General features: G+C 34.0%; 12 protein-coding genes and 3 tRNA genes. 8 read left to right on the forward strand and 7 right to left on the reverse strand.

What is annotated here, in order from left to right:
* Positions 1 to 93: 93 nt before the first annotated feature.
* Entirely contained in the window at positions 94 to 1374 is a 1281-nt protein-coding gene (locus tag BLR17_RS15810) for an MFS transporter (RefSeq protein WP_245683156.1), read from the forward strand.
* 54 nt (positions 1375 to 1428) lie between these two features.
* Here the strand turns inward: BLR17_RS15810 and BLR17_RS15815 are convergent, their stop codons facing one another.
* The gene (locus tag BLR17_RS15815) at positions 1429 to 8661 is read right to left on the reverse strand and encodes a T9SS type B sorting domain-containing protein (protein WP_066324647.1); all 7233 of its coding nucleotides are present in this window, start codon (positions 8659 to 8661) and stop codon (positions 1429 to 1431) included.
* A 146-nt stretch (positions 8662 to 8807) separates the two neighbouring features.
* On the opposite strand from BLR17_RS15815, the gene BLR17_RS15820 reads away from it, so the two are divergent.
* On the forward strand, positions 8808 to 11006 hold the full coding sequence (locus BLR17_RS15820) for a B12-binding domain-containing radical SAM protein (protein ID WP_066324648.1): 2199 nt from the start codon (positions 8808 to 8810) through the stop codon (positions 11004 to 11006).
* 516 nt (positions 11007 to 11522) lie between these two features.
* A complete protein-coding gene (locus tag BLR17_RS15825; protein WP_066324651.1) occupies positions 11523 to 12542 on the forward strand; it encodes an outer membrane beta-barrel protein in 1020 nt (339 codons plus the stop codon).
* A gap of 156 nt (positions 12543 to 12698) precedes the next feature.
* Here BLR17_RS15825 and BLR17_RS15830 read toward each other — a convergent pair whose 3' ends face one another.
* The 5 genes from BLR17_RS15830 to BLR17_RS15850 all read right to left on the reverse strand — a co-directional run bounded on the left by BLR17_RS15830 (position 12699) and on the right by BLR17_RS15850 (position 18149).
* Positions 12699 to 13601: an N-acetylmuramoyl-L-alanine amidase gene (locus BLR17_RS15830; RefSeq protein WP_066324653.1), complete on the reverse strand. Its 903-nt coding sequence runs from the start codon at positions 13599 to 13601 to the stop codon at positions 12699 to 12701.
* Positions 13602 to 13630: 29 nt separating this feature from the next.
* Entirely contained in the window at positions 13631 to 14101 is a 471-nt protein-coding gene (locus BLR17_RS15835) for a hypothetical protein (protein WP_066324655.1), read from the reverse strand.
* Positions 14102 to 14137: 36 nt separating this feature from the next.
* Complete coding sequence (rimO, locus tag BLR17_RS15840) at positions 14138 to 15451, reverse strand: 30S ribosomal protein S12 methylthiotransferase RimO (protein WP_066324657.1); 1314 nt, start codon at positions 15449 to 15451, stop codon at positions 14138 to 14140.
* 223 nt (positions 15452 to 15674) lie between these two features.
* Positions 15675 to 17189, reverse strand: a complete 1515-nt coding sequence (locus BLR17_RS15845; protein WP_066324659.1) for an OmpP1/FadL family transporter — start codon at positions 17187 to 17189, stop codon at positions 15675 to 15677.
* 30 nt (positions 17190 to 17219) lie between these two features.
* Positions 17220 to 18149 carry a hypothetical protein gene (locus BLR17_RS15850; RefSeq protein WP_066324662.1) on the reverse strand — a complete coding sequence of 310 codons (930 nt, stop codon included), beginning with the start codon at positions 18147 to 18149 and terminating at the stop codon, positions 17220 to 17222.
* 101 nt (positions 18150 to 18250) lie between these two features.
* On the opposite strand from BLR17_RS15850, the gene proS reads away from it, so the two are divergent.
* From proS to rpsT, 5 genes are all read left to right on the forward strand, one after another.
* The gene (gene proS / locus BLR17_RS15855; RefSeq protein WP_066324664.1) at positions 18251 to 19729 is read left to right on the forward strand and encodes a proline--tRNA ligase; all 1479 of its coding nucleotides are present in this window, start codon (positions 18251 to 18253) and stop codon (positions 19727 to 19729) included.
* A gap of 97 nt (positions 19730 to 19826) precedes the next feature.
* Positions 19827 to 19898, forward strand: a tRNA-Glu gene (locus tag BLR17_RS15860).
* A 41-nt stretch (positions 19899 to 19939) separates the two neighbouring features.
* Positions 19940 to 20011: transfer RNA gene (locus tag BLR17_RS15865), tRNA-Glu, on the forward strand.
* A gap of 46 nt (positions 20012 to 20057) precedes the next feature.
* Positions 20058 to 20129: transfer RNA gene (locus BLR17_RS15870), tRNA-Glu, on the forward strand.
* Positions 20130 to 20293: 164 nt separating this feature from the next.
* Positions 20294 to 20545, forward strand: coding sequence for a 30S ribosomal protein S20 (gene rpsT / locus BLR17_RS15875; protein WP_066324669.1), 252 nt, complete (start codon positions 20294 to 20296; stop codon positions 20543 to 20545).
* A 317-nt stretch (positions 20546 to 20862) separates the two neighbouring features.
* Here rpsT and BLR17_RS15880 read toward each other — a convergent pair.
* On the reverse strand, positions 20863 to 21222 hold a 360-nt coding region (locus BLR17_RS15880), incomplete at its 5' end, for a transposase (protein ID WP_245683157.1).

A 21222-nucleotide genomic window follows, 5' to 3' on the forward strand; every position in this document is an offset into this window, starting at 1 on the left:
TTGAGTAAAATTACCAAAAAATATTGGAACTAAATATTTGTAGCTTTCAAAAATAAGGAGGACTTTTGCAGGATTTTCAATCCTAATTTCTTGATGATGAAAGAACAGTCAGTTAAAATAAATTCTTTAAAACACGTACTTTTTGGTAGTTTGATTGGAACCACCATAGAGTTTTTCGATTTTTATATTTATGCCAATGCAGCGGTGTTGGTATTTCCACAATTATTTTTCCCCGGAGCCGATAGTACGACTTCTACTTTAGAATCTCTGGCTACTTTTTCAATTGCTTTTCTTGCCAGACCTTTAGGTTCGGCGGTTTTTGGTCATTATGGAGATAAGATAGGGAGGAAAGTAACTTTGGTAGTTGCTTTATTAACCATGGGAATTTCTACAATAAGTATTGGTTTTTTACCCAGTTATGCCAGTATTGGTGTTTTAGCTCCCATATTATTGATGTTGTGCCGATTTGGTCAGGGTGTTGGTTTAGGAGGCGAATGGGGAGGAGCTGTTTTATTGGCAATTGAAAATGCACCACCACACAAACGCGCCTGGTATGGAATGTTTCCACAATTAGGAGCACCAATAGGTTTGTTGCTTTCGGGAGGAACTTTTCTCTTGTTAACGGATTCCATGAGTTCTGAAGCTTTTATGGATTATGGATGGAGAATTCCCTTTATTGCGAGTTCACTTTTGGTACTTATTGGTTTTTATATCCGATTGAAAATTTCGGAAACCCCAGCTTTTGAGAATTCAAAAGAAGAACAAAAAGAAGTAAAAGTTCCTTTTGTAACTGTTTTTAAATCGTATAAAAACCAGTTGATTTTTGGTACTTTGGCGGCGATTACTACTTTCTTAGTGTTTTATTTGATGACCGTTTTTATGTTGAACTGGAATACTAAAGGTTTAGGATTTTCCAATAGGGAAGCACTTTTAATTCAGCTATTCTCAGTGTTGTTTTTTGCTATTTTTATTCCGATTTCAGCCTTGGCAGCCGATAAAATTGGAAGAAGAAAAATGTTGATTTATACCACTATTGCCATAGCTGTTTTTGGTTTTTTCTTCTCCTTCTTTTTAACGACAAACAATATCGTATTAGTAACTGTTTTTGTGTGTTTAGGGATGTCTTTAATGGGATTCATTTATGGTCCGTTAGGAACTTTTTTATCTGAATTATTCCCGACGACAGTTCGTTATACAGGAGCTTCCTTGACTTTTAACATGGCTGGGATTTTAGGTGCTGCTTTTGCGCCTATGGTTGCAATTAAATTGTCGGATCTCTATGGAATAGCTTCGGTAGGAATGTATCTTACTGTTGCAGCTTGTATCTCACTAGTTTCCTTGTTGGTAATTAGCAAAGACGAACATAAGTTTTAAACAAAATATAAAATATAAAAAGGTCTTCTGAAATTTTCCCGGAAGACCTTTAGTTTATCGCTTTAAAGAAAAGTGTCCTCTAAATTCTGTACCATTAAGCCGGATAACTATAAACCAATAATCTGATGCAGGTTCTTGATTACCAAGATAAGTTCCATCCCAAGAAGAATTGGTTCTTAATTCTTTTATGAATTTTCCATATCGGTCAAATATTTTTATTCCAGTATTAGGTTTTAAATAAGCAAAATCAATTGTCCAGCTATCATTATAACCATCATTGTTTGGAGTAAAGAATTTAGGAAAAGGAAGCTCTTCTTCAAAATTAATGCAATCTACAGCGGTGGCTTCCTGAATTATTATTGCAATAGGAATTCGTTCACTTTCGCAATTGTTTAAGTTTTGTGTTGCATAATAAGTAATTCCGTTTTTAAGTAAAGCTAAATCTGATAAAGTTATGGAAGATGAAAGATCTTCATACCAATTAATATTTTGACCGGAAATAACAATGTCTTTAATTTTAGCATTTTTTTGAATGCAAAAAGTTTGTGGTGAATTGGCAAGTGGAGTTTGTGTATCCTGAATTTTCATAGTAACAGCTAATCTGTCACTTTCACAATTATTAAGAGTTTGTGTAGCATAATAGATTTTACCATCCAGTAATAAAGTTGTTTCTGTTAAAATGTTTCCATTAGCAGGTTCATCATACCATTTGATATTTGAACCCAAAATACTAATATTTGCAATAGTCGCATTTTCGTCAATACAAAATTGTTGATTTTTATTTGCTATTGGTAATGGAGTATTATAAATTCGAATTGAAATAGGAGTTCTGTTACTTTCACAGCCGATGGTTTGTGAAGCGTAATAGGTTTTATTGTCTTCTAGTAGAGTTGTGTTTGGTAAGCTAGCTGCAGAAAAATTGGAGTCGTACCACTTTATGTTTTGTCCTGAAATTTGAATATCCTCTAAAGTTGCGTTTTCCTTTGTACAGAATGATTGTGTTGGAGTTGCTATTGGAGCCGTAGGTGTATTAACAATAGAAACATGAATTCCTAATCTTTCGCTTTCGCAATTATTTACAGTTTGCGAAGCATAATAGGTTTTATCGTTTTGTAAATTAGTTGTTTCGGTTAATAAAGTACCATTGTTTATAGCATTATACCATTTTATTGAACTTCCTGTAACAACGATATTTGAAATTGTTGGGTTTTGTGCAGTGCAAAATTGCTGATTTGCATTGCCCGTTGGCGTTAATGTATTTTGAATGTTAATTGTTACCGGAATTCTTTCACTTTCACAACTATTGATAGTTTGCGAAGCATAATACGTGATGCCGTTTTGAAGTGGAGTTATGTTTGTTAAAAGATTCCCGGCAATTAATGAATCGTACCATTTTATATTTTGTCCTGTTATACTAATTGAATTTAAAGTCGCATTTTGCTGTATGCAGAAAGTTTGTGGAGTTGTCGCAGTTGGTTTTTGAGTAAAATTTGTAAAAGGAATCAGGGTAACTGTAGTCGCATTTGAAACACAACCATTACTGTTTTTTACTTTAATAAAATAGGTTTTTGGATCAAGATTTGATTGCGTTGTATTTGTAGTCCAACTAATACCATTGTCAAAACTATATGCTGATGCAGTGCTGGTTATTACAATAGTGCCTTTAGAATTATTACAATCAGGCTGAATAGTTGTGAATGTAGGATTGCCAGGATAATCTGTTGGTGCATTAATGGTTATAAGTACTGGCGCCGATTCGCAACCACTACTGTTTTTGACACGAACCAGATAGGTTCCGGGAATTAAATTACCAGAATTTGGATTGGTTGAATAATTTGCACCATTGTCAAAACTATATTGATAAGCCGTACTTGTAATTAAAATTGAACCAAACGGATTACTGCAGCTAATAGGATGCGTAACACTTAACGTTGGAGTTGAAGGAGCATCTGAAGGGGTATTAATTATTGCTTTATATGCAACAGAGGGACATCCGTTGGTGTATTTTATTCTAATTAAATAATTTCCGGGTGATAAGCTAGCAGTATTGTTGGCACTCCAAGTAGTGCCGTCATCAAAACTATATAGATTAGCAACCGTTGAAACCATAATGCTGCCTTTAGCTGAGTTACAGCCTATCGGGTCTGTTATAACAACCTGTGGAACTTCAGGAATTGTAGGTGCTGCGTCTATAGTTACTGGAGTACTCAGAGAAATACAACCTGAATTATTTTTAATCATTAAATTATAAGTTCCCGGCGATAAATTAAATTTTGTATTGGATGTTCCAAATGTGAGTCCGTTATCAAAACTGTAAAGATCGGCTACTGTCTCAATAGAAATTGATCCTGTAAAATTGGTACAATTTGGCTGAATTGCTTTATAGACGGGAACCGGAAGTGGGGATACTGGTGAAATAGTGACTGAAGCAGCATCAGAAACACAACCCGATGAATTTTTAATTTTAACGAAATAAGTTCCAGGGAGAAGATCTGTTTTAGTGTTAGAAAAAACATAGGTTAATCCATTGTCATAACTATAAGTTGCAGCATTTGTTGTGATAGAGATAGAGCCTTTTGATGAGCTACAGTTGGGTTGGGTTGTTGTAAAAGTTGGAGCGGCAATTGTACTACCGGAACTCAAATTGACAACTGTTGTTAAGGACTCGCAATTATAGGAATTGGTTTTGATTTTAACAATGTAAGTACCCTCTCCTACATTTATTTTTATTGGGTTTGTTGTCCAGCTGTTTCCATCATTAAAGCTATAACTTATGGCTGGTGTAGTTATGGTTATACTACCGTCAGTAGCTCCGCAAGAAGAAGGTTGAACTATCTGTACAGCAGGCGCTGCAGGAATTGCAGGAGGATTATTAATATAAGCATAGCTATTGTATGAGATACAACCTGATTTGTTTTTTATTAATACATTATAGGAGCCAGAAACTAAGTTTTTCTTTATAGCATTTGTAGTCCAAGTTGTTCCTCCATCAAAGCTATATTGGTCTGCCGTAGAATTTATTATTATAGTTCCTGAAGGTGTACTACAAGTAGGTTGTATGGAAGTTATATTAGGTGAGGGTAAGTAATATTTATTTATATAAAAATATTGTGAATTTGATTTACAACCTATTGCATTTTTGATGAGGACAGTATAAGATGCAGATGTAGGATTTAGTAAAATGGGATTAGTAGTCCAAGTGGTACCTCCATCAAAACTATAGCTGTCAGCAGGGGTTGTAATGGTGATGCTTCCTCCATTTCCACAACTGGGTTGTATCACTTTTACATTTGGATTGGGAAGATAATATGGATTAATAGATATTGATAAACTTCTAGATATACAGCCAGTTGCATTTTTTATTATTATATTATAATAGCCAGATGTAAGTCCGGAAAGAATTGGGTTTGTTGTCCAAGTATTACCATTGTCAAAGCTATAAGAAGCCGCAACTGTGGCAATAGTAATGCTTCCATTGACACCACAACTTGGTTGAATTACTGTAAAATCAGGATATGGTAAGTAATATTGATTTATGGTAGCAGAAGTACCATAAGGATTAGAGGTACATCCAGAAGTGTTTTTAATCATTAAAGTATAATATCCAGCATTTAGATTGGTAAATACTGAATTGGTACTCCAAGTTTTGCCGCCATCTATGCTGTATTGTGCTTCTGTTGAAGTAAAGGTTATGCTTCCTCCGTTTCCACAAGTGGGTTGTGTTGTTTTAAAAGTTGGGACAGGGAGATAAAAAGTTTGAAGATATACCGAGTTATAGTTAGAAACACAACCTTGGCTGTTTTTAATTTTTGGGTAATAATATCCCGGCGAAAGATTCAAAAAAACTGGATTTGTTCCCCAACTAATCCCGTCTATGCTATAAAAATCAGCAATAGTATTGATTTTAATACTGCCTGCTGTTCCGCACGTTGGTTGTGTTATGGTGTATTTGGGCTGTGCCAAATTAGAATTATCCATATAAATAGAGATGATATTGGAAGTACAACCATCTTTTTTTGTCATTAAATAGTAATATCCTTGTGTTAAATTATTAAAAACATTATTTGTACTCCAGGTCGCACCATTATTTATAGTATAATAATCCGCAGTGGTGTTGAATGTAATATTGCCAATGTTCCCGCAGCTTGGATTGGTAATTGTATAATCTGGATCAGGAAGTTTTGGGGAATTAATAGAAATACTTATGTTGTTAGAAATACAACCTAATTTGTTTTTTATTACAATGGTATAATATCCATAAGAATTAAGGTTTGATAAAGAAGAAGAAGTTCCCCAAGTATAGCCTCCATCAAAACTATAGAAATCTGCAATTGTATTTATGGTGATGCTGCCTGTAGTTGTACAAGTAGGTTGAACAACAGTGAAAGTAGGTGGATCTATATTTGGGTTATTTAAAGAAACATAATTTGGATAAGAGGTACAACCAATACTATTTTTTGTTATTATTTGATAATTACCAGGAGGCAATGATTTAGAATTAAGAGTTGTCCAGGTTGTACCATTATCAAAACTATAAAAATCAGATAATGAGTTAACTGTTATTTTTCCGTTTACACCACAAGTTGGCTGTTCGAAACTAATAGTTGGCTGGCTCAAGTAGGGTTGATATAAAGAAACATAGTTAGTAGAACTTATACATCCCGCACTGTTTTTAATTTTTATTTGATAGTTTCCAAAAGGTAAAACTTTAACATTATTACTAGTCCAAGTAAGTCCATTATCAAAACTATAAGAATCTGCTATTGTAGTAATTGTAATGCTTCCGTCTTTTCCGCAAACAGGTTGCTCTGTTGTATATTGAGGATAGGAATTTTGAAAATCGGTTAAATAAACATATGTATAATATGAAGTGCAACCGAAAGTGTTTTTAATCCCTAAAGAATAGCTTCCGGGATTTAAATTGCTCATTTTGTTGTTTGTAACCCATGTACTTCCTCCGTCAAAAGTATAAAAATCTGAAAGTGTATTAATGGTAATACTTCCTTTTTCAGAACAAGCGGGTTGTGTTATTGTATAAGTTGGAGTTTCCAGCGTATTACTACTAAGGAGTACATTGTTGGCCGATGAAATGCAACCTTGTAAATCTTTGGTGCGAATTTTATAATTTCCGGGTAAAAGATTGGTGGCAACAGAATTATTAATCCAAGTTGCACCATCATCAAAACTATAATATGTAGATGGAGTTGTAATATTGATGCTTCCAGTATCTCCGCAAAATAAAGGATTTGTATAAGTATAATTTGGGTACAAAGTTGATGCCGCTGTGATAGTTACACTTTGAGAATAGGAAGTACATCCATTTATGGTTTTTATTTTTACTAAATAGATACCGGGATACAAATTACTCCTTGTGTTGTTTGTGCTCCAGGTTGCGCCATCGTCAAAACTATATTGTGATGCCACTGAAGTTACTTTTATTGTTCCTGTGGAAGTAAAACAAGAGGGTTGTGTAATCTGTAAGACAGGAGATACAGCAGTTTGACTCGGTTCAATTGTAACAAGCGCATTACTGTTGCATCCAAAAGAATCAGAAACAGAAACTGAATAATCTCCCAATGAAGTTACAGTTATACTTTGTGAGGTTTCTCCTGTGCTCCATAAGTACGAAGCCCCTGAAGATGCAGTCAATACAGTGCTTCCTGAGCAAACATTTAAAATACCTGAAATAGTTGCTGTGGGGTTTCTTACCTCTAAATCAGCAGAAATTATTTTGTAACAAGTTGCATCTTTACTCACTCTGACATAAATTGAAGTACTTGAACTAGGGTAGCTTGTATAACTGGAAATAGCATTCAGATTGGCCTCTGCGTCGTTGTAATTTTTGAAATAACTAAAATTTAAGCCTGTAGTAGAAGAAACCACTAAAGAATTTAATTTTGACAAATCAAAATTTTCATTTCCGTCATGATTAGCATCACATTGTGATAGTTTTGCAGTAGTTACATTAATGTTACAATTCGAAGTACAATTCAAAAAGGAAATATCCCACCCAGAATTTGCATCAGAATCTATTGCTGAATTAAATGTTGTACCCGTACAAGAAGTTCCGGAAATATCATAATCTACTTGTACGCCTACATTGTAGTTTGCATTGGTACTATTGGGAAAATCTACGGCATTTAGTGTGAAACAAAACTTTTTATTTGCTGTGTCTAGGCTTGAGGTTGTTGACGTACTATAAACAGAAACGTTATTACTGTTGTAAACATTTAAAGTAATTTTTTTTACAGATGCAGAAATTCCTCCTGAATTAGGAATAGTATAAGTACCACATACTGAAACAGGTAAACCAGGACAAACTTTATTCAAAGGATCAAGTTCTACAGAACCTTGAAGATTCTCTGCAGAATGCAATAAGCAAATATCATCAACATACATATACCCAAAATGTCCCCCCAATCCACATCTAGAAGCCATAAATTCTACTGTAAATTCTTCATTATTTGGGATTGATGAAATGTCTAAAAATCCAGATTGCCAATTAGTAGTATATAAGGTAACATAAGAAGAAGTTTGACTTGGAACTTTTGAGAAAATGCAGTTTTTTTCATCACCTACCAAACAAAATTCATTTACAACTACTTTATTTTTGTCTAAAATCCTTGCTTTTACAAATGCCTGGTTATCAGTGTGACTGTTGTCATACACGCTTTGTAATACAGCTTTATAATTGAATTTTAGATAATTTTCATTATTTGTTTTATACCTTTTACCTTGAACTATAGAACCATAAGTAGAAGAGTTTTCATGATTAATTTTCAGTGCATACTGATCAAAGGCTTTAATATCTCCCATATATGGATCAACCAAATTTGCAGAAACACCAGTTGCCATAATATTCATATTATTAGGGTTGTAGCGATTAATATAGGAATCGGCGGTATTGGTTATCGATCGACATTGTGTTGGGCCAGGAGGATCGCCTATGGTGTAAAGAAAGTTTTTAAGATAACTATTTTCGTTTACAGTTTCATATTGTTCAAAACCTCCATTAGTACACATTTCTGCTGCTTGAAGTATAGCTACTGTTTTTGAAGTTAAATTTTCATTTTTTGAACTCAGATTTATTTTTTTCAAATTCAGAATTTCTGCTTTCTTTTTTTCTTCCCGAATTTTAAAAAATTGTTTTTGCTTTTCTAAATCTTGTATTAAATGGCCATTTTTATCCTCAAATAAAAATTTATTGATCGTTTCTGAATTTATTTTTTGAGAAAAAATAAAAGTATATTGATGTAATAAAATAAAAAGAAGTAAAATTCGCTTCATAAATAAGATTTTGCATATTGCAAATGTAATCAAATATCTACAAAACAGAGGTAAAGTTGGGTGTGAAAAAGAGAAACAATTCCCTTGAAGAGGTTTTAACCAAAAGTCTCTAAATAACCCCTATTTTTGCACAAAATAATTTCCTTTTGAAAACAAAACTCTTTCTTGTTACTCCGCCATTTACCCAACTGAATACGCCGTATCCGGCAACAGCTTATATTAAAGGTTTTCTCAATACAATAAATGTAGAAGCAGTTCAGGCAGATTTAGGAATTGAGGTGATTTTGAAATTATTTTCGAAAGAAGGATTAACTGATTTGTTTCAGACCGGCAATTGCCAACCAATATCAGACAATTGCAAACGAATCTTTGCTTTGCAGGACGAGTATATTAAAACGATTGATTCGGTAATTGCTTTTTTACAGGGGAAGAATCCAACCTTGGCATTACAAATTTGTCAGGAAAATTATTTACCGGAAGCATCCCGTTTTGCTCAATTAGAAGAATTGGATTGGGCATTTGGTACGATGGGCACGCAGGATAAGGCGAAACACTTAGCTACTTTATATCTTGAAGATATTTCCGATTTTATTGTGGAATGTGTTGATTCAAATTTTGGTTTCAGCCGCTATGCCGAACGTTTGGGGCGAAGTGCCAATTCCTTTGATGAATTATATGAGGCTTTGCAACAGGAACTAACTTATATTGATAATATTCTTTTTTCGATTTTAAAAGAAAGAATTGAAACTATTGAACCTACATTTTTTTTGATTTCAGTTCCTTTTCCGGGGAATTTATATAGTGCATTTCGTTGCGCACAATGGGTAAAACAACATTATCCTGAAATTAAAATTTCAATGGGAGGTGGTTTTCCTAATACCGAATTGCGTTCGCTTTCGGATGCCCGTGTTTTTGAGTTTTTTGATTTTATTACTTTGGATGATGGTGAAGTTCCTATTGAAGAATTAATTTCGAATGTAGAAAATCCTGATTACAATTTATTTAAAAGAACTTTTCTTTTAGAAAATGGAGCAGTAGTTTATAAAAACAATTCCACAAAATCAGATTACAAGCAATTTCAGGTAGGAACTCCGGATTATTCCGATTTGCCTTTGGATAAATACATTTCGGTTATTGAAATTGTCAATCCGATGCATCGAATGTGGAGTGACGGACGTTGGAATAAGCTCACCATGGCGCACGGATGCTATTGGGGTAAATGTACTTTTTGTGATATTTCATTAGATTATATTAAGATTTACGAACCTGTAGCTGTAAGTTTACTTTGTGATCGTATCGAAGAATTGATTGCGCAAACAGGACAAAACGGTTTTCATTTTGTTGACGAAGCAGCTCCGCCTGCTTTAATGCGGGCTTTGGCATTGGAGATTCTTCGAAGAAAATTGTCTGTTACCTGGTGGACCAATATTCGATTTGAAAAAAGTTTCACACAGGATTTGTGTCTTTTATTAAAAGCTTCGGGCTGTATTGCTGTTTCGGGAGGTCTTGAAGTAGCTTCGGATAGATTATTGAAATTAATTGATAAAGGGGTAACGGTAGAGCAGGTGGCAAGGGTAACGCGCAATTTTACCCAGGCCGGAATTATGGTGCATGCTTATTTAATGTATGGTTATCCAACGCAAACAGTACAGGAAACCATTGATAGCCTCGAAATGGTACGTCAGTTGTTTGAAGCCGGAATTCTGCAATCGGGATTTTGGCATCAGTTTGCCATGACGGCGCATAGTCCTGTGGGATTGTATCCTGAGAAATTCGGAGTTGTTCCAACTTCCCCTCCTCTGGAGGGGTTAGGGGTGGTTTTTGCCAATAATGATATTAATTATAAGGATAAAACAGGGATTGATCATGATAAGTTTAGTTTTGGGTTGAAAAAATCACTCTTTAATTACATGCACGGTATCTGCTTTGATTTTGATTTGCAGGAATGGTTTGATTTTAAAATTCCGAAAACAAAAATTCATCCCGATTTTATTTTTAATGCTTTAGAGTCAGATGTTGATTTTAATACAAAACCCAATGCAAAAGTAGTTTGGATTGGTGGAAAACCTTCATTCGAAAGTTTTACTAAAACGAAGAAAGGTCGTTCCTGGGAAATGATGAGTTTGACTTTTCATGATAAAAAAGAAAGTTTTACGATTCAAACCGCTAAAGCAGAAGGGGAATGGTTAGTGGCAATACTTCAAAAGATTGCTGTTGCAAATACTAAAACTTATACTTTTCAGGAAGTAAAAGCCGACTTTGAATGCAATTTAGAAGATTTTGAATTGTTTTGGCATTCTAAACCAATAAAAACTTTACGCGAATTTGGGCTTTTAGTGTTGTAGCTAAATGAGTTTAATATTCGTCTTCTTATTTACAGATAGATACTGACTTAGATAATTTATAATTGAAAGCCTCCTAAATGGAGGCTTTTTGTTTTGCTTATTTGTACTTTTTTGAATTATTTATATTTTAAAAAAAATATGTTTTTGATTAATACCCCTATTTTTTTAAGGGGTGTTTGTGTTTTTTTAATGTTTTTAAGTTTGTTTTTGTCTTTTTTGTGCTTGTTTTTTGTTTTTAAGTGTGTTTTTTAATGGGTGTTTTGTTTTTTTGATGTGAGGATAATTCCTTTTTTGGTATTGAAAAATAAAAAAAAATCATTTTTTTTCAAATGAATAGTGCTTTTTGATAATTCTGCGTGAAAATTGATAAAAAGTTATATTTTTTCGATTCTCTAAAGTTTAAAGTTGATAAATTTGCTTCAACAAAGGAGTTAAAAATGTATTAAAAACTGATGATAATATGTTAATATCGCCTTTTGAATGAAAATAATTTAAATAACCAAAACAAAATTAAACATGAAAAAAGTAATTTTTATTTTAGCTCTAGCGCTGACAGGAAGCATGACATTTGCACAAGACACTCCATTAGAAATTTCAGGTTCTGCAGATGTTTACTATAAATATGATTTTGCTAAAACAGCAAATATTCCAACTAGTTTTGCTACAGATCAGAATTCAGTGTCTTTAGGGATGATTGATATTGCTTTGAAAAAAACTACAGGCAAAACTTCTTTCGTGGGTGAAGTTTCTTTTGGTCCTAGAGGACAGTATCAATCAATTCCAAATGGAGACGGGGTTTCTTCTAATGAAGCAAATTCATTCCATATCCAAAATTTGTATGCTACTTATGCAGCTACAGATAAATTAAGTTTCACTGCCGGTTATATGGGAACATTTGTAGGTTATGAGGTGATTTCTCCGTTGGCAAATTTCCATTATTCAACTTCATATTTGTTTACTAATGGACCATTCCAAAATGCCGGGGTAAAAGCTAATTATGCTATTTCTGATAAAGTAGGTATTATGGTTGGTGCTTTCAATGATACCTGGAATAATTACAAAGCTAATTCTATAAAGGGATTAAGTACAATAGGTGCTCAATTGTCTTTTGCTCCAACAGAAAAAATAAGTACTTATCTTAACTTTATGGATGGGTCAGAGTCTGGAACTATAATTGATTTAACAGCTAGTTTCCAATTGACTGACAAATTCAAATTAGGTTTGAATGCTGCTGATTTTAAACATGGAAATGCTTTAGGGTATGATTATACAGGAGTTGCATTATATCCATCAGTAGCTGTAAATGATAGCTTTTCTTTGGGATTACGTGCTGAATATTTTGATTTTAAAGATTTGTATTTAGCAGATTCTTCTGTAACGGCATTCACTTTGTCAGCTAATTATAAAGTAGGTGGCTTAACAATTATTCCTGAATTTAGATTAGATTCTGCTAAAGATGATATGTTTGTTGATTCTGATTTAATGCCAACAAAATCTGCTTCTCAATTTACAGTAGGTGTGGTTTATGGATTCTAAGAATTGTCAAAATTCTAAATTTAATAAGTGATAATTTTTTTTTTACTGCCAAGATACAATTCGATTGTGTCTTGGCAGTTTTTTTATCAATTAGTCTTAAAAAGAAAAGCGCTTCATGAAAAATCGAAAGCGCTTTTTTTTGTAAATGATATAATACTATTGTTTTAAATAAATAGAATAAATAGTGTTTATGGTATTTTGGTCTAAAATAGCATTGGTTTCTTCAGGCATATAATGTAATTTGAAAGCAACTATAGCGGCATTTAAATTTTTAGTATTATAACCGATGATTTGTAATGCTAATTCAGGATTAAAATCAAGTGGGGCAAGTGGAAGTATGTCATCTTTCCAAATTCCAAAACCATTTTCGGCTAGTGTTTTCCAAGGAAACAAAGCACTAGGGTCCTTTTTTCGACTGGGCGCAATGTCTGAATGTCCAATGATGTTTTGAGTAGGGATGTTGTAGTCTTTCTTTAATTTGCTTAACAAAGCCATTAGACTGGTAATTTGAGCTTCAGAAAAAGGTTCGCGGCCGTTATTGTCTAATTCGATTCCTATAGAAGAGGAATTAATATCTGTGTTTTTTCCCCATGAACTTATTCCTGCATGCCAGGCGCGTAAATAATCATTTAGCATTTGTACCACATGTCCATCATCAGCAATTACGTAATGGGCACTTACCTGAGAGCTTGTTTTTGTAAAAGTCTTAGTTGTTTGTTGGATAGAATCTTGTGCTGTATGATGAATGATGATAAAATTAGGTTTTCGAAGATTGAAATTTACTGTACTTATCCATTCTGTATGAATTCCATTCTCTAATTTAGTAGAACCTACTTTGAAAATACTGTCTTTAAAAGTGTATAGTTGTTTAGAATACACACTGTCAATGTTTATAGTTACTTTGCTTACAATAGGTAGCGGCTCGGGTTCTTTATTAGATATTTGTTCTTTAAAAGTTTTTAATTTGTTATCGTATTCTTTCTCACTCTTTTTGTACGGATTAGTAGAACATGAAGAAATAATAATGGCCGGGATGATATAACTGAGATGTTTGTTCATTGCGATGTTTTTTTATTAAAAAAGGAAAACTATTCGTCTTCCTTCTTCTTTTTCTTTTTATCTTTTTTGTCTTTTCCGCGCTCTTCTTTGAGTGCTTTATATTTTTGTCTCTGTTCTTCGTTTAGATATTCGTTGACTTTTCGTTCGTTAACTTCAAAAAGCGCCTTAATTTCATCAGACTTTTGTTGTTGACTTAGCTTTTCATCTTTCATTATTGCTGTTTGCGATTTGATAATGTCGGTATATACATTTGCAATTGCAATAGTTTGTAATTCGTCAAGATTTAATTCCGGTTTTAATTTCTCCATAATCTTGCCTACAGTTACTTCTACGGGGATTTCTTTTGGCTTTGTGTCGGGTTGACTCATTTGACTCATGCTGTTTCTTCCCATTCCGTAACCGCCGTAGCCGTATCCGTTTCCATATCCGTATTGGGCAGAAACTGTGTTGAAAGATAGTAGTATTAACGCTATTACAAAGAAAAAAAGTGTCTTGTTCATGTTAATTGTTTTTTAAAAAAAAGCTAAGAATTTATTTTATGCAGGTTCTCCGTATAAGTCGAATTCGGTTGCATCGATAATTTTAATCATTGCAAAATCTCCTGTTTTAAGGTAAAATTTAGAAGCATCAATCAATACTTCATTATCCACATCAGGACTATCAAATTCGGTACGACCTACAAAATGTCCGCCTTCTTTTCTGTCTATGATGCATTTAAATACCTGTCCGATTTTTTCCTGATTCAAATCCCATGAAATTTGAGATTGTAATTCCATAATTTCATTGGCACGGGCTTGTTTTACATCGTCAGGAACATCGTCTTCCAGTAAATAAGCATGAGTGTTTTCTTCGTGAGAATAAGCAAAACATCCCAAACGGTCAAACTTCATTTCCTGAACAAAATCTTTCAAAATTTCGAAATCTTCCTGAGTTTCTCCCGGATAACCGACAATTAAAGTGGTACGGATTGCCATTCCGGGCACGGCTGCTCTGAAATCTTTTAATAATTGAGTGGTTTTAGCCTGAGTAGTTCCGCGGCGCATTGATTTTAAAATAGAATCCGAAATATGCTGTAAAGGAATATCAATGTAATTACAAATTTTAGGTTCGCGTTTCATTAATTCTAAAACATCCATTGGGAAACCAGTTGGGAAGGCATAATGTAAACGAATCCATTCGATACCTTCTACTTTAGCTAATGCTTCCAGTAATTCGGCCAGATTTCTTTTTTTATAGATATCAAGACCATAATAAGTAAGGTCCTGAGCAATCAAAATCAGTTCTTTCACTCCGTCACGAGCTAAACCTTCGGCTTCTTTTACTAATTTTTCAATAGGTTGCGAAACATGTTTTCCACGCATAATAGGAATAGCGCAAAAACTACATGGTCTGTCACAACCTTCGGCAATTTTTAAATAAGCATAGTTTTTAGGTGTTGTAGTAAGTCTTTCACCTAATAATTCATGTTTGTAATCGGCACCTAAAGCTTTTAGCAATTGCGGTAATTCGGTAGTTCCAAAAAACTGATCTATATTAGGAATTTCTTTTTCTAAATCTGGTCGGTATCTTTCCGATAAGCAGCCGGTTACAAAAACTTTGTCAACTAAGCCTTTTTCTTTTTTGTCAGCATATTCCAATATCATATTTACCGATTCCGCTTTTGCATTATCAATAAATCCACAAGTATTAATTACGATAATATTTCCTTCTCGTTCAACAGGGGCTTCGTGTTCGACCTCTTTTCCATTGGCACGAAGCTGTCCCATCAAGACCTCGCTATCGTATATGTTTTTTGAACACCCCAGGGTAATAACATTTATTTTGTTCTTTTTTAAAGACTTAGTTCTCATAGATTTGTAAATTGGATGGCAAAATTACGTTTTTTTATTCAAATTGTCCCGATAGCTATCGGGATTGTTGCCATTTAACTATTTTTTTATAAAGCTATTTGTGTATTGTTCAGGATTATCTCCCGAAGAAAAAAAGATAGGATTTGGGCTTTATTACGACTAAAAAAAATAACCGTCTTGTTTTTAAAAAGACAAGACGGCTGTTTTAATTGTTTTTTAGTAATTATAATTCAAATAACACTGTTAAGGAAACAGTGTTAGTGATGGTATTAATCTTGGCTCCGTCTGTCAAACCTTTAGTGAAGAATTGTTGTTGCGAATTTCTGTTTGAATGAGCATAAGCTAAATCTAGTTTTGTTCCTCCAAAATTATATCCTAAACCAGCTGAAAAACTATTTAAGTCACTTATAATTGATTTGTTGTTGTATGGACTTTCTTCAAAACGATATCCGCCTCTTAGACTAAGTCTTTCAATCTTATATTCAGCACCTATTCTTACTTCGTTTGTTTTGTTTAGAATTTGACTCATGCTATTGTTTAAGCCTTGATAGTAAGAATCGTATTCCGGTATGAATCTGGTATTGCTGTAATTTTTACGACTATAGTCAATATTTATCAATCCTTTTTTTCCAAATACATAAGCGAAACTTCCGGTTATTTTTCCGGGAGTCTGTAATTTATAAGGGGCATAAACATTAGTGATTTTTTTGTCAATTACTTCTGGATCTAGTTCTCCGGAAGTATTAGCGCTTACGGCAACTAATCTTTGAGTAAGTTCATCATTTAATTTGTACCAGGTTGGAGATTCGTAAGCAAGACCTATTCGAGCTTCAGGGGTTATTTTTCCAATTACTCCAAGTTGAAATGAAAAACCGGAACCGTAAGTATATAAATCATTGTTGAATTGTACTTTGTTTACTCTGTAGCTGTCAGGAGCTGTTGGTAATGGGTTGTTATTGTCTTCATAAAAGACGGATGATTGGGTGTAGTCAACAAAGTGTGAGTTTAAGTTGATACCAAGGTAAACTTTATCATTACAGGCGGCGGCTGCGTTAAAGGATAATTTTCCGTTATATCCATTAGTAATAATGGTGTTTTCTTGGTAATAATTGCCTCCCTCAGCTATATTAGAGATGTATTCGTTCGGGTTTGGGTCGTTGTTTGCCGGATCAATTATATAGGCATTAAAGCCTAAATAAGCTTGTTGAGAAGCATAGTCTAGATTACCATAATTAGCATTTACAAAACTATTTAAAGGAATGCCGTTGGCATACGCCACAAAATAATCCCCAATTGAAGTAGTGGGGTTGATACCGAAAGAGCCAATAGTGTTGTCGAAGTTGTTTTTATTGTCGTAGTTTATAGCTAAGGAAAATTTATTCCATCCCTCGTTGTTTCTGTTGTTGTTTTTGAAAACAAATACTAATCCGGCTTGGTTGAAGTCGAAAGAATTGTTGTTTTCTGTATTTCTCGAGCCAAAATAGTTGGAATTATTTTTGGTTGTGGTATTGCTGGCTGTTATGCCCATTTGATTGTTTGCAAATATTGCTGAACCTGCAGGGTTGACATTTAAGGATGATAAATCGCCTCCTAACGCACCAAATGCTCCACTCATGGCTCTAAATCGAGCAGTTCCGTTTAGGTTTTCCTGACTAAATCGGACTGCATCAGTAATCTCTTGTGATTGTACTGAGTTGAATGCAAGGCCTGACAGAAATAATAATATGTATTTTTTCATCGTAGTATTTTTTAGTTTTAAGTCGCTGTTTTATCTTCTGCTTCCTCCGGCTGATCTTGAGCCACCGCCGCCGCCGCTGTTTCCGCCACCACCATAAGATCGGCCACTGCTTTCACCGCCATATGAAGGACTGCTGTAGGATCTTGAAGGAGTGTAGCTTTCGCTTCTTGAATAAGTTCTGCTTTGTTGGTTGTCATTGTTTTGATATTGAGAACTACTTCTTCTGTTAGTGGTTGATTGGGTGTTGCTGGAATTGTTATATGTTCTCGAGTTTGTGAATACAGGAGTTCTGCTGCTGGTAGAGTAGTTTCTTGTTGGTGTGTAATTTCTTGTTGGAGAAGAGTAATTGCTGTAGTTTGAGTATGAGGTTGTTGATCCTCTTCGGCTTGGGTTATAAGAGTAGTTTCTGCGGTTTCCGTAGTTGTTGTTTCCGTAGTAATAATAATTGTTGTATCCGTAATATGGATAGTTCCAATAACTATTATAGTAAGGATAATAATTATATCCCCAATTATTCCATCCAAAGCCATAATTAAAGCCCCAGCTGTTCAAGCCCCAACCATAAGAATAAGGATAACCCCATCCTGAATATCCAAATCCATAATTTAATCCCCAATAATTAGGGTAGATATTAATGTCTGCTTTGGTGTAGTTATTTCCCCAGTCACCATAGCTGGAGTATGAGTTGTTGTCTTTGGAGTCTAAATCGCTGTAACTGTCTATATCAGTGAATACTTCAGGTGATTGATTGTCTTTTTGCAGTGAATTAAAATAATCTTTATAATAATTGCCTGATGGAGTATTTTGTTCTGCATATCTGTTGTTAGAAGTAGAATAAATTCCGTCATTTTCATAATAAGAGCTATTTTGAAAAGAACCACAAGAAACCATGAAAAGGCTTAGTAATCCAAGGTAAAGAAAATTAGGCGCTTTTTGGGATGAAAAAATATTAGTTTTCATATCTGTTGGGTTTTTTATTGTTGCACATTACAAAAATAGTTAGTTTTGCCAAACTATTTAGTTAAATAATATAAAACAAAATTTGTGCCAAAATATTCAATATGAGTAAGAACCTTACTACACGATCAGAAGATTATTCGAAATGGTATAATGAGCTGGTTGTAAAAGCTGATTTAGCCGAAAATTCAGGAGTTAGAGGCTGTATGGTTATCAAACCTTACGGTTATGCTATTTGGGAAAAAATGCAAGCTGAATTAGACAGGATGTTTAAAGAGACAGGACATCAAAATGCTTATTTTCCATTATTTGTTCCTAAAAGTATGTTTGAAGCCGAGGAAAAAAATGCCGAAGGTTTTGCGAAAGAATGTGCTGTAGTGACACATTACAGATTAAAAAATGATCCTGATAAACCAGGAAAATTAATTGTGGATCCAAATGCTAAGTTAGAGGAAGAGCTTATAGTTCGTCCTACAAGTGAAGCAATTATTTGGTCTACTTATAAAGGTTGGGTGCAGTCTTATAGAGATTTACCTTTATTGATTAATCAATGGGCTAATGTGGTTCGTTGGGAAATGCGTACGCGTTTGTTTTTAAGAACAGCTGAGTTTTTATGGCAGGAAGGTCACACTGCTCATGCTACAAGAAAAGAGGCTATAGAGGAATCAGAGAAAATGATGAGTGTATATGCTGATTTTGTTCAGAATTTTATGGCAATTCCTGTTGTTAAGGGGTTGAAAACAGAAACAGAGCGTTTTGCCGGTGCTGAGGAAACTTATTGTATTGAGGCTTTGATGCAGGATGGAAAAGCGCTTCAGGCAGGGACATCTCACTTTTTAGGACAAAATTTTGCGGAAGCTTTTGATGTGAAATTTGCTAATGCCGAAGGAAAACAGGAATATGTGTGGGGGACTTCGTGGGGAGTTTCTACCCGATTGATGGGGGCTTTAGTAATGACGCATTCGGATGACCAGGGATTGGTATTGCCTCCTAATTTAGCTCCAATACAAGTAGTGATTGTTCCTATATATAAAACAGATGAGCAATTAGCGCAAATAATGCAGGAAGTAGAGAAGTTGATTGCTGATTTACGAAAACTTCGTATTTCGGTTAAATTTGATGACAGAACTACGCAAAAACCAGGGTTTAAATTTGCTGAGTGGGAGTTAAAAGGAGTTCCTGTACGAATTGCTGTTGGTCCAAAAGATCTTGAAAATGGAACTTATGAGGTGGCAAGAAGAGACACTTTGACAAAAGAAGTGAAGTCTAAAGAAGGAATTGCGACATTTATAAGTGATTTATTAGGTCAAATTCAGGAAGATTTGTTTAACAAGGCATTAAATTACAGAGAAAGTCATATTACCGAGGTAAATAGTTTTGAAGAGTTTAAAGATGTTTTGGAAAACAAAGGAGGCTTTGTATCAGCTCATTGGGATGGTACGGCTGAGACTGAAGAGAAAATTAAAGAGTTGACGAAAGCAACTATCAGATGTATTCCTTTGGATGGTGTAGAAGAGGCGGGAAGCTGTGTGTTTACTGGGAAAATGTCAAATAGAAGAGTGTTTTTTGCGAAGGCATATTAAAAAAAAATATTTTTTTTGCATCAGCTCTTGCGGAATTAAAAAACAGTTGTATCTTTGCAACCGCAATACAGAAACGCACTGTGATATGTAACGCAATGGTCCGTTCGTCTATCGGTTAGGACGCCAGGTTTTCATCCTGGTAAGGGGGGTTCGATTCCCCCACGGACTACAAAGAATTGAAATATTGTTCATAAAAATTATAAGGGATTTGGTCCGTTCGTCTATCGGTTAGGACGCCAGGTTTTCATCCTGGTAAGGGGGGTTCGATTCCCCCACGGACTACAAAGTTAATCTTGAATTAGATTCTTAACTTTCTTAGAGGGATAATGGTCCGTTCGTCTAGGGGTTAGGACGCCAGGTTTTCATCCTGGTAACAGGGGTTCGATTCCCCTACGGACTACTAAATTAGTTGTGAAATAGTTTTATGAAACAAATGTTAAGTGTCTCTGATGTTTGTTTTATTAGTTAAAACCAAAGTGATTGCGTTTTTTTATGTGGTTGTGGGAGGTTTTTCTTTTTAAACTAATAATTTAAAATAATTATTACAATTAAAAAAAAATTAAAATGGCAAATCATAAGTCAGCTTTAAAAAGAATTAGAAGCAACGAGAAAAAAAGAGTATTAAATAGATACCAACATAAAACTACACGTAATGCTATTAAAGCACTTCGTTTAGCGACTGATAAAGTAGATGCTGTTGCTAAATTGTCAAATGTAATCTCTATGATTGATAAGTTAGCTAAAAAGAATGTTATTCATTCTAACAAGGCTTCTAACTTGAAATCTAAATTAACTAAGTTTGTTAATAAATTGTAATTAGGCAATTTTTAGATATTAAAAAACCTTCTTTTTAAGAAGGCTTTTTTTTTTTTTTTACTGTTGTGTTTTTTTAAGTCCAAAAAACTTTCCCAACTACGGTTTTAAACCCGGGAGAAAACTATAAAACTAAAACTACTTTTAAGTTTTCTATTAAATAATATAGTAAACAGAGTTAGTTTAAACCATACAGCCTGTCTCGTTCTGAATGAGACAGGTTTTTTTTATGCTTTTCAATTAAATAAATTCGATACATATATAAGAGTAGTTTTGGATCAGGTACAAAAGTTGGGGATTATCCAAAAAGGTTAGATAATCTAAATAGAAAAAAAAACAATTTTTCTGACTCCTCTAAACTGACTTCTAAAAGCTTTTATTTTAGCATTGAAAGATTCAGCCGAAGCATTTGTGCTTCGATTATCAAAATAATTCAGGATTGATTGATAATTCAGGGTTATAGTATTGAGTAGTATATTGAAGTTCTTAAATCCTGATTCTTCTACCTTTTTATACCAATGTGCTAATTTAAGCATAGCTACATTTTTATCACTTTTGTTATTATAGATGCTCCTCAATTGCTGGGATAAATTATAAGCTGTTTTTATTTCAGGATATAGTTCAAAGAGTATTTGAGCTCTTTCTTTTTGGATATCAGTCCATTTTTCTTTGGATTTGTA

Source organism: Flavobacterium glycines (assembly GCF_900100165.1).
Lineage (GTDB): Bacteria > Bacteroidota > Bacteroidia > Flavobacteriales > Flavobacteriaceae > Flavobacterium > Flavobacterium glycines.

Bases quoted from the DNA above. Each gene is read 5' to 3' on its own strand.
- proS (WP_066324664.1), top strand. From the start codon at position 18,251: ATGAGTAAGAACCTTACTACACGATCAGAAGATTATTCGAAATGGTAT.
- BLR17_RS15810 (WP_245683156.1), top strand. From the start codon at position 94: ATGATGAAAGAACAGTCAGTTAAAATAAATTCTTTAAAACACGTACTT.
- BLR17_RS15850 (WP_066324662.1), bottom strand. From the start codon at position 18,149: ATGAAAACTAATATTTTTTCATCCCAAAAAGCGCCTAATTTTCTTTAC.
- rpsT (WP_066324669.1), top strand. From the start codon at position 20,294: ATGGCAAATCATAAGTCAGCTTTAAAAAGAATTAGAAGCAACGAGAAA.
- rimO (WP_066324657.1), bottom strand. From the start codon at position 15,451: ATGAGAACTAAGTCTTTAAAAAAGAACAAAATAAATGTTATTACCCTG.
- BLR17_RS15815 (WP_066324647.1), bottom strand. From the start codon at position 8,661: ATGAAGCGAATTTTACTTCTTTTTATTTTATTACATCAATATACTTTT.
- BLR17_RS15830 (WP_066324653.1), bottom strand. From the start codon at position 13,601: ATGAACAAACATCTCAGTTATATCATCCCGGCCATTATTATTTCTTCA.
- BLR17_RS15845 (WP_066324659.1), bottom strand. From the start codon at position 17,189: ATGAAAAAATACATATTATTATTTCTGTCAGGCCTTGCATTCAACTCA.
- BLR17_RS15825 (WP_066324651.1), top strand. From the start codon at position 11,523: ATGAAAAAAGTAATTTTTATTTTAGCTCTAGCGCTGACAGGAAGCATG.
- BLR17_RS15835 (WP_066324655.1), bottom strand. From the start codon at position 14,101: ATGAACAAGACACTTTTTTTCTTTGTAATAGCGTTAATACTACTATCT.